This window comes from Burkholderia sp. MSMB617WGS (assembly GCF_001532025.2).
Lineage (GTDB): Bacteria > Pseudomonadota > Gammaproteobacteria > Burkholderiales > Burkholderiaceae > Burkholderia > Burkholderia savannae.
This window is the reverse complement of record NZ_CP013457.1, coordinates 686,714-702,108: the sequence shown is the minus strand read 5'-3', so window position 1 is coordinate 702,108 and position 15,395 is coordinate 686,714. Positions and strand designations below refer to the sequence as shown.

Annotated in this window: 16 protein-coding genes and 1 tRNA gene; 7 read left to right on the top strand and 10 right to left on the bottom strand. The window is 64.8% G+C overall.

Features of this window, described 5'->3' with window-relative positions; genetic code table 11:
- Window positions 1-13: 13 nt before the first annotated feature.
- The gene (gene ccsA, locus WT60_RS03585) at window positions 14-913 is read right to left on the bottom strand and encodes a cytochrome c biogenesis protein CcsA (protein ID WP_059583279.1); all 900 of its coding nucleotides are present in this window, start codon (window positions 911-913) and stop codon (window positions 14-16) included.
- Window positions 914-1,000: 87 nt separating this feature from the next.
- Between ccsA and ffh the strand changes: the two genes are divergently transcribed.
- The gene (gene ffh, locus WT60_RS03580; RefSeq protein WP_059583276.1) at window positions 1,001-2,368 is read left to right on the top strand and encodes a signal recognition particle protein; all 1,368 of its coding nucleotides are present in this window, start codon (window positions 1,001-1,003) and stop codon (window positions 2,366-2,368) included.
- Window positions 2,369-2,465: 97 nt separating this feature from the next.
- A complete protein-coding gene (locus WT60_RS03575; protein ID WP_038754398.1) occupies window positions 2,466-3,017 on the top strand; it encodes a hypoxanthine-guanine phosphoribosyltransferase in 552 nt (183 codons plus the stop codon).
- A 132-nt stretch (window positions 3,018-3,149) separates the two neighbouring features.
- Here the strand turns inward: WT60_RS03575 and WT60_RS03570 are convergent, their stop codons facing one another.
- Both WT60_RS03570 and WT60_RS03565 read right to left on the bottom strand, forming a co-directional pair.
- Window positions 3,150-3,752 (bottom strand): MarC family protein, encoded by a 603-nt coding sequence (locus WT60_RS03570; RefSeq protein WP_038754400.1) that lies wholly within the window; start codon window positions 3,750-3,752, stop codon window positions 3,150-3,152.
- A gap of 33 nt (window positions 3,753-3,785) precedes the next feature.
- On the bottom strand, window positions 3,786-5,522 hold the full coding sequence (locus tag WT60_RS03565; RefSeq protein ID WP_038754403.1) for a proline--tRNA ligase: 1,737 nt from the start codon (window positions 5,520-5,522) through the stop codon (window positions 3,786-3,788).
- Between the two features lie 218 nt (window positions 5,523-5,740).
- Between WT60_RS03565 and WT60_RS03555 the strand changes: the two genes are divergently transcribed.
- Window positions 5,741-6,391, top strand: coding sequence for an RNA pyrophosphohydrolase (locus WT60_RS03555; protein WP_060356338.1), 651 nt, complete (start codon window positions 5,741-5,743; stop codon window positions 6,389-6,391).
- An 85-nt stretch (window positions 6,392-6,476) separates the two neighbouring features.
- Window positions 6,477-7,034: a CNP1-like family protein gene (locus WT60_RS03550; protein ID WP_059670746.1), complete on the top strand. Its 558-nt coding sequence runs from the start codon at window positions 6,477-6,479 to the stop codon at window positions 7,032-7,034.
- 190 nt (window positions 7,035-7,224) lie between these two features.
- On the opposite strand, the gene proB is transcribed toward WT60_RS03550, so the two are convergent.
- The 4 genes from proB to rplU all read right to left on the bottom strand — a co-directional run bounded on the left by proB (window position 7,225) and on the right by rplU (window position 10,335).
- The gene (gene proB, locus WT60_RS03545) at window positions 7,225-8,343 is read right to left on the bottom strand and encodes a glutamate 5-kinase (protein ID WP_038754411.1); all 1,119 of its coding nucleotides are present in this window, start codon (window positions 8,341-8,343) and stop codon (window positions 7,225-7,227) included.
- A gap of 85 nt (window positions 8,344-8,428) precedes the next feature.
- On the bottom strand, window positions 8,429-9,547 hold the full coding sequence (cgtA, locus tag WT60_RS03540; protein ID WP_038754415.1) for an Obg family GTPase CgtA: 1,119 nt from the start codon (window positions 9,545-9,547) through the stop codon (window positions 8,429-8,431).
- A gap of 184 nt (window positions 9,548-9,731) precedes the next feature.
- Complete coding sequence (gene rpmA / locus WT60_RS03535) at window positions 9,732-9,995, bottom strand: 50S ribosomal protein L27 (RefSeq protein ID WP_006025185.1); 264 nt, start codon at window positions 9,993-9,995, stop codon at window positions 9,732-9,734.
- Between the two features lie 28 nt (window positions 9,996-10,023).
- A complete protein-coding gene (gene rplU / locus WT60_RS03530) occupies window positions 10,024-10,335 on the bottom strand; it encodes a 50S ribosomal protein L21 (RefSeq protein ID WP_006025184.1) in 312 nt (103 codons plus the stop codon).
- A gap of 221 nt (window positions 10,336-10,556) precedes the next feature.
- On the opposite strand from rplU, the gene WT60_RS03520 reads away from it, so the two are divergent.
- The 3 genes from WT60_RS03520 to WT60_RS03510 all read left to right on the top strand — a co-directional run bounded on the left by WT60_RS03520 (window position 10,557) and on the right by WT60_RS03510 (window position 12,656).
- Window positions 10,557-11,549: a polyprenyl synthetase family protein gene (locus WT60_RS03520; RefSeq protein ID WP_038754544.1), complete on the top strand. Its 993-nt coding sequence runs from the start codon at window positions 10,557-10,559 to the stop codon at window positions 11,547-11,549.
- Window positions 11,550-11,590: 41 nt separating this feature from the next.
- Window positions 11,591-11,667: transfer RNA gene (locus WT60_RS03515), tRNA-Pro, on the top strand.
- Between the two features lie 164 nt (window positions 11,668-11,831).
- Window positions 11,832-12,656, top strand: coding sequence for a hypothetical protein (locus WT60_RS03510; protein ID WP_060356339.1), 825 nt, complete (start codon window positions 11,832-11,834; stop codon window positions 12,654-12,656).
- A 42-nt stretch (window positions 12,657-12,698) separates the two neighbouring features.
- Here the strand turns inward: WT60_RS03510 and WT60_RS03505 are convergent, their stop codons facing one another.
- The 3 genes from WT60_RS03505 to WT60_RS03495 are packed head-to-tail and all read right to left on the bottom strand — an operon-like array spanning window position 12,699 to window position 15,052.
- Window positions 12,699-14,252, bottom strand: a complete 1,554-nt coding sequence (locus WT60_RS03505; RefSeq protein WP_059584212.1) for an IS66 family transposase — start codon at window positions 14,250-14,252, stop codon at window positions 12,699-12,701.
- A gap of 30 nt (window positions 14,253-14,282) precedes the next feature.
- Window positions 14,283-14,591 (bottom strand): IS66 family insertion sequence element accessory protein TnpB, encoded by a 309-nt coding sequence (gene tnpB, locus WT60_RS03500; protein WP_348982041.1) that lies wholly within the window; start codon window positions 14,589-14,591, stop codon window positions 14,283-14,285.
- A 32-nt stretch (window positions 14,592-14,623) separates the two neighbouring features.
- On the bottom strand, window positions 14,624-15,052 hold the full coding sequence (locus WT60_RS03495) for a transposase (protein ID WP_231752061.1): 429 nt from the start codon (window positions 15,050-15,052) through the stop codon (window positions 14,624-14,626).
- Window positions 15,053-15,395 lie beyond the last annotated feature (343 nt).

Sequence of the window (15,395 nt, the reverse complement as noted above, 5' to 3'; positions counted from 1 at the left end):
CGAGATCAGGTGATCAAACCACGGAACGGTGCAGCAGCACCTCGAGAACGAAGCGGCTGCCGACGTAGGCGAGCAGCAGCGCGACGAACGACGCGAGCACCCAGCGTGCCACGCCGCGGCCTCGCCAGCCGGACGTCTTGTGCGCGACGAGGAGCCCGCCGAACATCAGCCAGGACAGGATCGCGAACACGGTCTTGTGATCGAGCTTGAGCGCGCGCGCGTCAATCTGCTCGCTGAACAGGATGCCCGTCGCGAGCGTCAGCGTGAGCAGGACGAAGCCCGCGCCGATGAGGCGAAACAGCAGCTTCTCGAGCGTCAGGAGCGGCGGCAGCGTGTCGAGCCAGCCGGCGACCCAGCCCGCCGACTCGCGAAACCCGTCGCGCCGCAGCGCGTGCAGACGCCGCTCGACCATCAGCATCAGCACCGCGTGGAGCGCCGCGATCGCGAAGAGCCCATACGCGATGTTCGCGATCAGGAAGTGCACCTTGAAGAGCGGCGCGGCCGCATACGGCAGCACGCGCACGCCGCCGAACGCGAGCGGCAGGAGCGACGCGACGCACGCGAGCGGCAGCACGAGAAGCCGCATGCCGTCGAGCGGAAAGAAGAAGCTCTCGACCCAGTAGATGCCGGCGCCGAGCCAGAACATCGCCGACAGCGCGAACGCGAAGCCGAACACCATCGCGTCGTGCGGGAAGATCGTCATGTGCAGCAGCACCCCGTGCGCGAGCAGCGCGGCGCCGAGAAGCGCGCGCCCGAGCCCGCCCATCCCGGGCGGCGCGGGTTCGCGCACGTGCGGAACGGACGGCACGCTCGCGACGAACGGCCCCGCCTCGCCCATGCGGCGCGTGCGCCAGCCGGCGACGGCGAGGCCGCCATACAGGAGCGCGGTGAGGGCATACAGTACAATATCCATGTTCGAAGTTTACACTAGGCCCCCTACCCGCGACGGCCGGCTTTTTGTCCCACTCGCGCCTGCGGGCTTCACTGTCCATCGCTCCCCATGCTCGACAATCTCACCCAACGGATGGCGCGCGTCGTCAAGACGCTGCGCGGCGAGGCCCGGCTCACCGAGGCGAACACCCAGGAGATGCTCCGCGAGGTGCGGCTTGCGCTCCTCGAAGCCGACGTCGCGCTGCCCGTCGTCCGCGACTTCATCGCGAAGGTCAAGGAAAAAGCGCTCGGCGAGGAGGTGATCAGCAGCCTGTCGCCCGGTCAGGCGCTCGTCGGCGTGGTCCAGAAGGAACTGACCGCCGTGATCGGCGGCGACTACGAAGGCAAGGCGGCCGAGCTGAACCTCGCCGTCACGCCGCCCGCGATCATCCTGATGGCGGGCCTGCAGGGCGCCGGCAAGACGACGACCGTCGGCAAGCTCGCGAAGCTCCTGCGCGAGAAGTACAAGAAGAAGGTGCTCACGGTCTCGTGCGACGTCTATCGCCCGGCCGCCATCGCGCAGCTGAAAACGGTGAGCGAGCAGGTCGGCGCCGACTTCTTCCCGTCGACGCCCGACCAGAAGCCCGTCGACATCGCAAACGCAGCCGTCGACTGGGCAAAGCGCCACTATCACGACGTGCTGCTCGTCGACACCGCGGGCCGCCTCGGCATCGACGAAGCGATGATGCAGGAGATCGCCGCGCTGCACGCGGCGCTCAAGCCAGTCGAGACGCTCTTCGTCGTCGACGCGATGCTCGGCCAGGACGCCGTCAACACCGCGAAGGCGTTCAACGACGCGCTGCCGCTCACGGGCGTCGTGCTGACGAAGCTCGACGGCGACTCGCGCGGCGGCGCCGCGCTGTCGGTGCGCCACGTGACGGGCAAGCCGATCAAGTTCGTCGGCGTCGCCGAAAAGCTCGACGGCCTCGAAGTGTTCCACCCCGACCGGATGGCGAACCGAATCCTCGGGATGGGCGACATCCTCGCGCTCGTCGAGGAAGCGCAGCGCGGCGTCGACATCCAGGCTGCGGAGAAGCTCGCCAACAAGGTGAAGAAAGGCGGCGACTTCGACCTGAACGACTTCCGCGCGCAAATCTCGCAAATGAAGAACATGGGCGGGCTGTCGTCGCTGATGGACAAGCTGCCCGCGCAGTTCCAGCAGGCCGCGGCCGGCGCCGACATGGGCCAGGCCGAAAAGCAGATCCGCCGGATGGAAGGCATCATCAGTTCGATGACGCCCGCCGAGCGCGCGAAGCCCGAGATCATCAAGGCGACGCGCAAGCGCCGGATCGCCGCGGGCGCGGGCGTGCCGGTGCAGGAAGTCAACCGGATGCTCAATCAGTACGACCAGATGCGCACGATGATGAAGAAGTTGAAGGGCGGCAACCTGCAGAAGATGATGCGCGGCATAAAGGGCATGATGCCCGGCCTGCGCTGATTCGCCGCGGCGCCGCGCGCGGGTATATGCTGTAGCACGTGGCGCCGCATTGTTTCATTCTTATTGGTACCCCAGACGAGACCGCTCGCCAGACCTCATGAATCGAGAAGAAGCCCTCCACATTTTCCAACACTCCGAAGAGATCGTCTCCGCCGACGAAGTCAACGCGTCGATCGGCAGGATGGCCGCGGAGATCCGCGGCCAGATCGGCGAGGAGTTTCCGCTCGTGCTGTCGGTGATGGGCGGTGCGGCGGTGTTCACCGGCATGCTGCTGCCGCACCTCGATTTCCCGCTCGAGTTCGACTACATCCACCTGACCCGCTACCGCAACACGACGAAGGGCAGCCCCGAGATGCATTGGCGCGTCGCGCCGCGCGAATCGGTGAAGGACCGCATCGTGCTCGTGCTCGACGACATCCTCGACGAAGGCGAAACGATGGCCGCGATCCGCGACCGCATCCTCGAGATGGGCGCGACGCGCTTCCTCTCCGCGGTGCTGTGCGAGAAGACGCTCACGAAGGCGAAGCCGCTGCATCCGGACTACTGCGGGTTCGCGGTGCCGGACCGCTACGTGTTCGGCTGCGGGATGGACGCGAAGGGCTACTGGCGCAACCTGCCGACGATCCGCGCGCTGACGGCGGACGTCTGACGCCCGCGCGGCGGCGTCGAGCGCCGCCCCGTCGGAAACAAAAAAGCGGCTCGCGCATCGTGCGTGAGCCGCTTTTCTTTATTAGGCGATCGATGGCGGCGCAAAGCGTCGGCCGATCGTCACGCCGGTTCGTCACAACTGGTGAACGAAGGTGCGGATGCCCGCCATCATCATCTCGACCGAAATCGCGACCAGCACGAGCCCCATCAGCCGCTCAAACGCAACCACCGTGCGCTCGCCGAGCCACTGCTGAATCCGCTCGGCGAGCACGAGCGTAACCGCGCAGACGAGCATCGTCACTGTCAGCGCGCCCGCCCATTCGAGCATCTTGCCCGGCGCCTGCGACGTGAGCAGCATCACCGTCGCGAGTGCCGACGGCCCGGCGAGCGCCGGAATCGCGAGCGGCACGATGAACGGCTCGCCGCCCGTGCGCGGATCGTTGCCGAGCGCGCCGTCCGGATGCGGGAAGATCATCCTGAGCGCGATCAGGAACAGCACGATCCCGCCGCCGATCCGCAGCGACAGGTCGGTCAGGCTCATCATCCGCAGGAAGCGGTCGCCGACGACCATGAAGAACAGCAGGATCACGAACGCGATCGCCACTTCGCGCAGGATGACCTTCACGCGCCGCTCGCGCGGCACGTCCCGCAGCGCGGCGATGACGAGCGGGATGTTGCCGAGCGGATCGGTGATGAGGACGAGAAGCACCGTCGCCGACAGGAAATTCGACTCCAACGCGCCTCCCTCTTCTCTTCGCTTCGTCGACGATCAGCGGCCGAGCGCCGCGCGGACCTTCTCGACGACCGTCGCCGCGGCCGAATCGGCGGGCAGCAGCGTCGCTTCGGCGTCGCGGCGGCCCTGGTACTCGATCTTGCCGTCCTTCAGGCCGCGCTCGCCGATCACGAGGCGGTGCGGCACGCCGATCAGCTCCCAGTCGGCGAACATCACGCCCGGGCGCTCGCCGCGATCGTCGAGGATCACGTCGACGCCCGCCGCGGCCAGATCCGCGTAGAGCTTGTCGGCCGCTTCGCGCACCGCGTCGCTGCGGTCATAGCCCATCGGGCAGAGCACGATCTCGAACGGCGCGATCGCCTCCGGCCAGATGATCCCCTTGTCGTCGAAATTCTGCTCGATCGCCGCGCCGAGAATCCGCGTGACGCCGATCCCGTAGCAGCCCATCACCATCGGCTGCGCCTTGCCCGATTCGTCGATGAACGTCGCGCCCATCGCATCCGAATACTTCGTGCCGAGCTGGAACACGTGGCCGACTTCGATGCCGCGGCAGATGTCGAGCGCGCCCTTGCCGTCCGGCGACGGATCGCCCGCCTTCACGTTGCGGATGTCGGCGATCACGGGCTCCGGCAGGTCGCGGCCCCAGTTCACGCCGGCGATGTGGTAATCGACCTCGTTCGCGCCGACGACGAAGTCGCTCATGTTCGCGACCGTGCGATCGGCGACCACGCGCACCGGCTTCTTCGTGCCGATCGGGCCGAGATAGCCGGGCGGCGTGCCGAACCACTCGACGATCTCCGCCTCGGTCGCGAAGCGATGGCCGGCCAAGCCCGGCAGCTTCGCCGCCTTGATCTCGTTCAGATCGTGGTCGCCGCGCAGCATCAGCAACCAGATCGTCGGCTCGGCGCCGTCGTTGTCGGTCGCGAGCACGATCGACTTGATCGTGCGCTCGAGCGGAATGCCCATCAGCTCGGCGACCGCCTCGCACTTCGCCTTGCCGGGCGTCGCGACCTTCTGCATCGCCTCGGCGGGCGCCGCACGGCTAGCGAGCAGCGGCAGCGCCTCGGCCGCCTCGACGTTCGCCGCGAAGTCGGACGTCGGGCAGTAGGCGATCGCGTCCTCGCCGGTATCGGCGATCACGTGGAATTCGTGCGAGCCGCTGCCGCCGATCGAGCCGTTGTCGGCTGCGACCGGGCGGAACTCGAGGCCGATCCGCGTGAAGATCCGCACGTACGCGTCGTACATCTTCTTGTACGATTCCTTGAGGCCTTCGTGGTCCTTGTCGAACGAATACGCATCCTTCATGATGAATTCGCGCCCGCGCATCACGCCGAAGCGCGGACGGATCTCGTCGCGGAACTTCGCCTGGATCTGGTAGAAGTTCACCGGCATCTGCCGGTAGCTCTTGATCTGGTTGCGCGCGATGTCGGTGATCACCTCTTCGTGCGTCGGCCCGATCACGAATTCGTTCTGCTTGCGATCCTTGAAGCGCAGCAGCTCCGGGCCATACTGCTCCCAGCGCCCCGACTCCTGCCACAGCTCGGCCGGCTGCACGGCGGGCATCAGCAGTTCGATCGCGCCCGCACGGTTCATCTCCTCGCGCACGATCGCCTCGACCTTGCGAATCGAGCGCAGGCCGACCGGCAGATAGTTGTAGATGCCGCCGGCGACGCGGCGGATCATGCCTGCGCGCACCATCAGCTTGTGACTGACGATCTCGGCGTCGGCGGGTGCTTCCTTCAGGGTGCCGATAAAGAAACGGGAGGCTTTCATGCGAACGGTTCCATTAGCAGCGGCCAACGCGGGCCGCCCGAAAAAAGTCTAAGGGTGAATAAACGACTGCGCCTGACAGTGTGCGGCGCAGCTGACATAGCAGACAAATCGGGGACAGTGTAGTTGACGCGCCCCGCCCGGATTCGCTCCGTTCCGGTGCGCAACGCCCGTTATCTGTTTATAATCAAAGCAATTTTAAAGGATTCGAAGGTGGTTGTATGCTGGATCGTGAAGGCTTTCGCCCGAACGTCGGCATCATCCTCTTGAACGCGCGCAACGAAGTGTTTTGGGGCAAGCGGCTCCGCGAGCATTCCTGGCAGTTTCCGCAAGGGGGCATCAAGTACGGCGAGACCCCGATGCAGGCGATGTACCGGGAACTGCACGAGGAAACCGGGCTGCTGCCGGAACACGTCAAGATCATCGGCCGCACTCGCGACTGGTTGCGTTATGAGGTGCCAGACAAGTTCATCAAGCGCGAAGTGCGCGGTCATTATCGCGGCCAGAAGCAGATCTGGTTCCTGCTGCGAATGATCGGGCGCGATTGCGACATCTGCCTGCGCGCGACGGATCATCCGGAGTTCGATGCGTGGCGCTGGAACGAATACTGGGTGCCACTCGACGCGGTGATCGAGTTCAAGCGGGATGTATATCAGTTGGCGTTGACCGAACTGTCGCGTTTCCTGCGCCGCCCGGCGCAGCGCCCCGACAAGTCGCGCGGTCCGCGCGCGACGCGCTATCCGCGCGTCGCGAACGGGCACGCGGCCGCGGAAACACCGGCAGCGATCGACGCGTCGGCAGTCTGTTCGGAAATCGAGCCGGGCGCGAGCACGCTCGACGAAAATCCTCCCCGCCTGATCTTGCGCGACTGACGCGCGGGCTCGTCCGGCGGGAATGAAAAACGCATGACCGGGCGCGGCATTGAAGGATGCCGCGCTTTTTTACGAGGTATGCATATTGAAAGCGATTGCTCTTGCCGCCGCGTCGATTGCCGCGGCCGCCGCGCTGGCCGGCTGCGCTCATTCGAACACCCCGTCCAACAAGGACGACAGCGCGTTCACCTACTTGCTCGACCGTCAGCCGCAATGGGCTGAAAACAAGGTCGAGAAGCTGCCGCCGCTGCCGCAGACGAGCGATTTGCTGCCGTTCAACGTGTCGCAGAACACGCCGCTCAAGTTCCTCGTCGATTCGAAGTCGCTCGACGTCGGCACCGACGGCGTCGTCCGCTATGTCGTCGTCGTGACAAGCCCTGCCGGCGCGCGCAACGTCAACTACGAAGGCATTCGCTGCGATACGTATGAATGGCGCCAGTATGCGGGCCTGAACGCGGACCACGACGGCTGGGACCGCACGGTCGAAACCGATTGGCAGCGCATCGAGAACGGCGAGCTGAATGCGTACCATGCGGCGCTTTATCAGGACTTCTTCTGCGCGAACAAGATGCCGGCGGGCAAGCGCCAATCGATCGTCGAGAACATTCGCTACAACCGGACGACGCTCAATCAGATCCGTTGATCCTGTGATCCGCTAATTGGGTGCTGCCGGACACGCGACCGCCTGCTGGCGCCCCGGCAGGCGGGACGCGCGAATGCGCCGAAGATCGGCCGCGAAGCAGCGCCGCGACAGCGCGACAAACGCAAAAAAAGCCCGCACGTGCGGGCTTTTTTCGTTTTGTTCGTTCGGCTTCGCTCGACGCGCGGCGTCGTCAGACGACGACGAGGTTGTCCCGATGAATCAGCTCGGGCTCGAGCATGTAGCCGAGCACCGCTTCGATCTCGCCGCTCGGCTTGCGCTGGATCAGCTTCGTCTCGGCGCTGCTGTAATTCGTGATCCCGCGCGCAACTTCGCGCCCCGCATCGTCGACGCACGCGATCACTTCGCCGCGCGCGAACACGCCCTGCACCGCGACGACGCCGATCGGCAGCAGGCTCTTGCCGCCCGCCGTCAGCTTGTCGACGGCGCCCGCATCGATGACGACGTGGCCGCGCATCTGCAGGTGATCGGCCATCCATTGCTTGCGCGCCGCCATCCGCGCGGTGCGTGCGATCAGTTGCGTGCCGATCGCTTCGCCCGACGCGAGCCGCACGAGCACATCGCGCTCGCGGCCGCTCGCGATCACCGTGTTCGCTCCGCTATGCGCGGCGCGCTTCGCCGCGAGGATTTTCGTCAGCATGCCGCCACGGCCGATGCTCGAGCCCGCGCCGCCCGCCATCGCCTCCAGCTCGTGCGCGCCGGCGCTCGCCTCGGCGACGAGCGTCGCGCTCGGGTCCTTGCGCGGATCGGCGGTGAAGAGGCCCTGCTGGTCGGTCAGGATGATGAGCGCGTCGCCTTCGATCAGGTTCGCAACGAGCGCACCGAGCGTGTCGTTGTCCCCGAACTTGATCTCGTCGGTGACGACGGTGTCGTTCTCGTTGATGATCGGCACGACGCCGAGCCGCAGCAGCGTGAGGAGCGTCGAACGCGCGTTCAGATAGCGCTCGCGATCGGCAAGATCCGCGTGCGTGAGGAGAATCTGCGCGGTACGGATACCGTGCTCGGCAAAGCGGCTCTCGTACACCTGCGCGAGCCCCATCTGCCCGACGGCCGCGGCCGCCTGCAGTTCGTCGATTTCACGCGGCCGCTTGTTCCAGCCGAGGCGCTGCATCCCTTCCGCGATCGCACCTGAGCTCACGAGCACCACCTCCTTGCCCGCGCCGCGCAACGCGGCGATCTGGGCGGCCCATCGGCCGATGGCGTCATGGTCGAGCCCGCGACCGTCGTTGGTGACGAGGCTCGAGCCGACCTTCACTACCAGGCGCTTCGAATCGGCGATGATCGAACGCATCGTGCGCTGTCTCCTGTGAATGATGCGCGATTGAATCTCTCACGCACCGAGCGAACCGCTCGGCGCGTTGCGGCGGCGAATATGCTTAGGGCGCGTCGGCTTCACGCTCGCGCGGCTCGCCCGCCGCGGGCGGTACGTCGCGAAAGCGCACGTCCGACGCCAGATCCTCGGCGAGCTCGGCGCGATGCGCATCCGAATGTTCGGCAAGATAGTCATAGATCGCGTAGACGAGGGCTTCGCAGCCTTGGCCGGTCAGCGCGGAGATCTCGAATACGGGGCCCGTCCAGCCGAAGCGCTCGACGAAATCGGCGACGCGCGCGCCGCGCTCGTCCTCCTGCACCATGTCGAGCTTGTTCAGGACGAGCCAGCGCGGTTTCTCGTACAGCGATTCGTCGTACTTGCGCAACTCGCCGACGATCGCCTTCGCCTCCGCAACGGGATCGACGTTTTCGTCGAACGGCGCGAGATCGACGAGATGCAACAGGAGACCCGTGCGCTGCAGATGCCGCAGGAACTGGTGACCGAGGCCCGCGCCCTCCGCCGCGCCTTCGATCAGGCCCGGAATGTCGGCAATCACGAAGCTCTTGCCCGGCCCGACGCGCACGACGCCGAGATTCGGCGCGAGCGTCGTGAACGGATAGTCGGCGATCTTCGGCTTTGCGTTCGACACCGACGAAATGAACGTCGACTTGCCGGCGTTGGGCATCCCGAGGAGGCCCACGTCCGCAAGCACCTTCAGCTCGAGCTTCAGCATGCGCCGCTCGCCCGGCTTGCCGTCCGTCTTCTGGCGCGGCGCGCGGTTCGTGCTCGACTTGAAATGCAGATTGCCGAGGCCGCCCGCGCCGCCCTTCGCAACGAGCACCTTCTGATCGTGCTCGGTCAGATCGGCGATCAGCTCGCCCGTATCCATGTCGTTGATCACGGTGCCGACGGGCATGCGCAGCGTGATGTCGTCGCCGCCCTTGCCGTAGCAATCCGAGCCGCGACCGTTCTCGCCGTTGCGCGCCAGGTGCTTCTTCGCGTACCGATAGTCGATCAGCGTATTGATGTTGCGATCCGCGATCACGTAGACACTGCCGCCGCGGCCGCCGTCGCCGCCGTCCGGCCCGCCGAACGGGACGAATTTCTCGCGGCGCATCGACGCGCTGCCATCGCCCCCGTCTCCGGCGATGACTTCGATTCGCGCTTCGTCAATGAACTTCATCCGTCACTCCGTTCAGTATGTGCTGCCATTCCCGCTATTGTGCCGCGCGGCGCAGCGCTTGACCAATCGGCCGAACGGCCGACGCGCGCGCCGGGTGCCCGCGCGCAAGACGCGCGCAAAATAAAAAAGGCCCCGCTGCTACCGCGGGGCCTTTTCTTGGCTACGAAGCCCGTCGCGCCTGAACTCAGGCAGCGGCCGGAACGACGACGACCGTATGCTTCTTGTCGGCGCCCTTCGTCGTGAACTTCACGTGGCCGTCGACCAGCGCGAAGAGCGTGTGGTCCTTGCCCATGCCGACGTTTTCGCCTGCGTGCATGCGCGTGCCGCGTTGACGCACGATGATGCCGCCCGCGTTGATCGCCTGGCCGCCATACACCTTGACGCCGAGACGCTTCGACTCGGAGTCGCGGCCGTTCCGGGACGAGCCGCCTGCTTTTTTGTGTGCCATCTGATTGCTCCTTTACCGAGGGAGGCGCTTACGCGTTGATCGCGTCGATGCGCAGCTCGGTGTAGTTCTGGCGGTGGCCGCCGTGCTTTTGGTAGTGCTTCCGGCGACGCATCTTGAAGATGGTGACCTTGGCATGACGACCGTGAGATACGACGGTAGCCTTGACGGAAGCCCCACTGACCAGCGGCGTACCGAACTTAATCGATTCGCCTTCGCCCACTGCGAGAACCTGGTCGAGCGTGATTTCTGCGTCAATGTCTGCCGGTATCTGTTCTACTTTCAGTTTTTCGCCAACGGCAACCTTGTACTGCTTGCCGCCGGTTTTTATGACCGCGTACATTGAGAACCTCACTCTGGATCCATTTTTCCGCACACCGTGCGCGGAAAACGCGTGATTATACATAGAGTTAGCGCTTCGGTCAAAGCCCATCCACGTCTTGCGCGCCTGATCGTGGCGCGGACATCGGCCGGACGGCCGAAAAACGCGCGATGAAGTCGCACGACGGCTCGGCTCAACGGCGATTCGCCTTATAATCCGCGGCACTACCCATTTCCATGATCATGTCGTCGACTGCCACCCCCTCCCTCAGCGCCGCCCACCTGCTCGCCCCGATCGCAAGCGATATGGAGCAGGTGAATCGCGTCATCCGGCAAAGCCTCGCGTCCGACGTGCTGCTGATCAACCAGATCGCCGAGTACATCATCGGCGCGGGCGGCAAGCGGCTGCGGCCGGCGCTTCTTCTTCTCGTCGCCGGCGCGCTCGGCGAAAACACGAGCCAGAAGCACGTGCTCGCGGCCGTCGTCGAATTCATCCACACGGCGACGCTGCTGCACGACGACGTCGTCGACGAATCCGAGCTGCGGCGCGGCCGCAAGACCGCGAACGCACTGTTTGGCAATGCGGCGAGCGTGCTCGTGGGCGACTACCTGTACTCGCGCTCGTTCGAGATGATGGTGGGCGTGGGCAAGATGCGCGTGATGGAGATCCTGTCGGAGGCGACGACGATCATCTCCGAAGGCGAAGTGCTGCAACTGCTGAACATGCACGACGCCGACGTCGACGAAACCCGCTACATGCAGGTGATCCGCTACAAGACGGCGAAGCTGTTCGAGGCCGCCGCGCGGCTCGGCGCGGTGCTCGCGGGAGCCGACGCGCCGACGGAAGCCGCCGCCGCCGAATACGGCCGCCGCATCGGCACCGCGTTCCAGATCATGGACGACTGGCTCGACTACGCGGGCACTGCCGAGTCGATGGGCAAGAACGCCGGCGACGACCTGCGCGAAGGCAAGCCGACGCTGCCGCTCATCTATCTGATCGAGCGCGGCACGCCCGAGCAGTCGGCGCTCGCGCGCGAGGCGATCGAGCAGGGCGGCACCGACCGCTTCGACACGATCTTCGACGCAATCACGCGGTCGGGCGCGCTCGACCATACGCTCGAATGCGCTCGCCAGGAGGCCCACGCAGCAGCCGCAGCGATTTCTTCATTTCCCTCTTCCATTTTCAAAGAGAGCCTGCTAGAATTATGTTCTTACTCGACGTCACGTCAGTCTTGATCTAGACCGAAGCGACGAAGCAGTACGAATCGAGTCCAAATCGGGGTGTAGCTTAGCCTGGTAGAGCGCTACGTTCGGGACGTAGAGGCCGGAGGTTCGAATCCTCTCACCCCGACCAGATTTTCCTTGAGAAATCAAGGCGGAAGCCGTCCACTCACCTGGACGGCTTTTTTGTTTTCCGGCCGTTCTGCGCCACTTCTGCGCCACCGCCTCCCGGCACACCGGGCAGACGATGGCTAAAACCGGTCGCAACACGTGGTTTCTTTTCACCGAGGACACCACATGGCCAGCATCGACAACCGTTCCAAATTCATCGTGCGCGTGCAGAACCGCGACGACCTCGAACGCAGCTTTCCCTACAGCCAGACCAAAAAAGTCGCGCAGTACGTCGACGAGCTCAAGCAGCAAGGTTTCAAGCCCCGCGTCGAGCGGCTCAACGACGCCTACGCGGTCTGCATCCGCCAGAAAGGCTACCCGGAGCTGAACCGCACGGTCGGCTCGCTCGAGGAAGCCGAGGCCCTCATCCGGCAGATTGAGGCGGAACGCGCGCGCGGCCTGTTCATCGACTATTCGAAAGCGCACAAGGAAACCTTCGCCGACTGCATCGTGCGCTACATCCGCGAAGAATGCGTGCGGCACAAGGGCTTCGAGATGGAGACCTACAAGCTCAATGGCATGCTCGAGGATGGCGGCTGCGCCCGCGTGGACCTCGCGCCGGTCCTCGACGCCAACCTCGCCGTCTATCCGCACCTCGAGAACATCAAGCTGCGCACGCCCACCGGCATTAAGGTCCGCAAGGGCTCGAGTGCGCTCGCGTGGCTGAACCTGCCGTTCGCGCAGGTGAAGACGACCGACATCGAAGCCTTCATCCGCGAGCGCCTGGAAGAGGTCCAACCGGCCACCGTCGACCGCGAGCTCGACCTCCTCTCGGCGATCTGCCGTGTGGCCATCCGCACCTGGGACCTGCACGTCGCGAAGAACCCGATGGACGGTGTACGCCGTCCCAAATATTTCAACGAGCGCGACCGGCGCCTGAAGGCCGGCGAAGAGGCGCGCCTGCTGGATAAGCGCCTCGCGAAGGCCGTCCGCAATCCGGCGCGCACGTGAGGCATGATTGGTTATCGAGCGCTCGTGTTGGCCCGCTGGCAATCAGCCCGTGGAGGCAGGTGGGCAAGACTTCCCTGGCAGCTTTTTTGCCACGTTCCAGGGTAGTAATTCGTCGATGCGGTTAATGGGGTGATCAGCGATATGGGTCAGCACGTATTCGAGGTAAGCGCGCGGGTTGATCCCGTTCAGCTTGCACGTGCCGATCAGGCTGTACATCGCCGCGGCCCGTTTCCCCCCACTGTCGGAGCCGGCGAACAAGAAGTTCTTTCGACCCAGACTCACACAGCGCAACGCGTTTTCGGCCAGGGCGTTGCTGATCTCGGCACGGCCCTCTTCGCAGTACAGCACGAGGGCATCCCACTGATTAAGCGAGTAATGGATCGCTTTGGCCAATTCGGATTTCTTCGACAGCGTCGCGAGTTTGTCCGTCATCCACGTCTTGATGGCCGCGAGCAGCGGGATGCTTTTCTCCTGGCGCACGCGCAGCCGCTGCGCGGCGGGTTTGCCGCGGATGTCGGCCTCGATCGCGTAAAGTGCACCGATCAGCTCGAGCACCTCCCGGGTCGCCTCGGCAGGCGTTCGGGCATGCACGTCGTATATGTACCGTCTCGCGTGGTCCCAGCATGCCGCCTCGCGAATCTTGCCGCTCTCGTACAGTTCGTTGAAGCCGCTGTAGGCGTCGGCTTGCAAGATACCCTTGAATCCGTCCAGGTGGGTCTGGGGATGAATGCCTTTGCGGTCCGGCGAGTAAGCAAACCACACTGCGGCCGGTTCGGTCGAGCCCGAACGAGTGTCATCGCGCACATACACCCACAGGCGCCCCGTCTTCGTCTTCTTCTTGCCCGGCTCGAGTACCGGGATAGGCGTGTCATCCGCGTGCAGCTTCGACGGCGCCACCGTGTAGCGGCGCAGTGCCTCGGTCAGCGCATCGCAAAGGGCCTCGCACTGGCCGACCCAGCGGCCCATGCTGGCCGGGTCGAGCTTCACGCCGTCGCGCGCGGCTATCTGCGACTGGCGGTACAACGGGGCGTGGTCGGCGTACTTCGAGACGAGGATGTCGGCCAGCAGGCTCGGATGGGCGATGCTGCGCGTAATCGGCAGGCCGGGCATCGCCGGCTGCGAGAAGTGGTGGCCGCACGGGCAAACCGTCTTGCGCCGGATCGTACGAATCACCTTGAACACCGCCGCGACGCGGGCGAGCTGCTCGGACACGTCTTCTCCGAGCGGCTGCATTGCGCTGCCGCACTTCGGACACGTTGCGTCAGCCTCCAGTACACGTTCTTCGCGTGGCAGATGCGGCGGCAGCGCTTCTTTCGGCGATGCGTCGCTCACAGGCGTGCTTGCGCTTGATTGGCGGGCGCGCCGCACATCGGCGACGCCACGCTCGCCCGTCAGGTCCTCGAGCGCTGTTTCTAGCCGTGCAACCTCGCGGTCCAACTGCTCGGACTTGCGTCCGAATTGCATGCGCCTAAGCTTGTCGAGCTGAGCCTTGAGTTGCTCGATCTCCAGATCGCGCTCGGCAAGCTGAGCACGAGCCTCGAGCAGCAATGCTCGCAGCGTTTCAACATCGTCAGGAAGTTCGGCGCCGTTCGACATGCGGCGCAGTTTACGAGCCTTCTGCTCGGTTTACAACATCGACAGTGCAGCGGTGCGACGCGGTTGCCGCCAATCGATGCCTTCGAGCAACATGGACAATTGCGCTGCCGTCAGATGAACCTTGCCGCCATCGGCCTGCGGCCAGACGAAACGACCACGCTCAAGCCGTTTCGCAAGAAGCCAGAGCCCGTCCTCGGTTGCCCACATGAGCTTCACGAGATCGCCGCGCCGGCCCCGGAAGATGAACACGTTGCCGCTGAGCGCATTGTCCTCGAGCGCCGTGTGCACCTTCGCCGCCAGCCCTTGGAATCCGCAGCGCATGTCGGTGACGCCGGCCACCAGCCAGACTCGGGTACCCGTGGGAAGAGAGATCACGATTGCATGCTCCCCAGTACAACACGTAGCGTGTCGGCGTCCACAATGCCGTCCACCTTGACGACCACCTCACCGAATCGAATCTCGATTGTCCCGGCTCGAGTAGTGCGGTTGCCCACTGCCCGAGCTTCCGAGGGCATGGTCACGCGCTGCGCCGGCGTTTCATCGACCACCGCCACCGGAATCAGCGACGTCGTTTGGGCCAGCAATTGCTCGCGATAGCGACGCCGCCACGTGAACAGCATGTTTGCATTGATGCCATTCTCGCGCGCCAGCTTTGCGACCGAAGCACCCGGCTCGCATGCCGCGGCCGCAAGACGGCGTCGAAACTCGCGATCATAGTTTGGGCGCCCCTTGCGGCTCCCGGGCTTGGCTTCCGGCTCTGTCACGGTGATGTCCATCAAATCGAAAATGATGGGCACCACTTTGATGTCGCTTCTCGCCCTCGTCTACGACGGTCGCCGTGAGGCGCTTACGGGGAAGGAGATAAGGTACTTCGTCATCGTTCGGTCCTCCGGGTGTGAGTTCGCTCGCCAGTCGGGCTATCTCGCGCCGGAATGCGAGCGGATGATTCGGTACGCCTTTACGGCCAGTTCTCGTCGGTGCTTTTGTTGTCAAAGTAGTCCCCCTACTCGATGTGGCGGGGGCTACTCTGGCAACTTTTGATTGGAGTGTCTAGACGGTACGCCGTACTCGCTTACCAATGCGCGAGGCAAGCGGCACCGGGGTATTGAGCCAAGTTTCGAATATTTCTGTTCGTCGCGACTA

Excerpts from the sequence above, each read along its gene's own strand:
- rplU (WP_006025184.1), bottom strand. The coding sequence starts at position 10,335 with ATGTACGCGGTCATAAAAACCGGCGGCAAGCAGTACAAGGTTGCCGTT.
- WT60_RS03510 (WP_060356339.1), top strand. The coding sequence starts at position 11,832 with ATGGCCAGCATCGACAACCGTTCCAAATTCATCGTGCGCGTGCAGAAC.
- WT60_RS03555 (WP_060356338.1), top strand. The coding sequence starts at position 5,741 with ATGCTGGATCGTGAAGGCTTTCGCCCGAACGTCGGCATCATCCTCTTG.
- proB (WP_038754411.1), bottom strand. The coding sequence starts at position 8,343 with ATGCGTTCGATCATCGCCGATTCGAAGCGCCTGGTAGTGAAGGTCGGC.
- WT60_RS03575 (WP_038754398.1), top strand. The coding sequence starts at position 2,466 with ATGAATCGAGAAGAAGCCCTCCACATTTTCCAACACTCCGAAGAGATC.
- ffh (WP_059583276.1), top strand. The coding sequence starts at position 1,001 with ATGCTCGACAATCTCACCCAACGGATGGCGCGCGTCGTCAAGACGCTG.
- ccsA (WP_059583279.1), bottom strand. The coding sequence starts at position 913 with ATGGATATTGTACTGTATGCCCTCACCGCGCTCCTGTATGGCGGCCTC.
- cgtA (WP_038754415.1), bottom strand. The coding sequence starts at position 9,547 with ATGAAGTTCATTGACGAAGCGCGAATCGAAGTCATCGCCGGAGACGGG.
- WT60_RS03520 (WP_038754544.1), top strand. The coding sequence starts at position 10,557 with ATGTCGTCGACTGCCACCCCCTCCCTCAGCGCCGCCCACCTGCTCGCC.
- WT60_RS03505 (WP_059584212.1), bottom strand. The coding sequence starts at position 14,252 with ATGTCGAACGGCGCCGAACTTCCTGACGATGTTGAAACGCTGCGAGCA.
- rpmA (WP_006025185.1), bottom strand. The coding sequence starts at position 9,995 with ATGGCACACAAAAAAGCAGGCGGCTCGTCCCGGAACGGCCGCGACTCC.
- WT60_RS03565 (WP_038754403.1), bottom strand. The coding sequence starts at position 5,522 with ATGAAAGCCTCCCGTTTCTTTATCGGCACCCTGAAGGAAGCACCCGCC.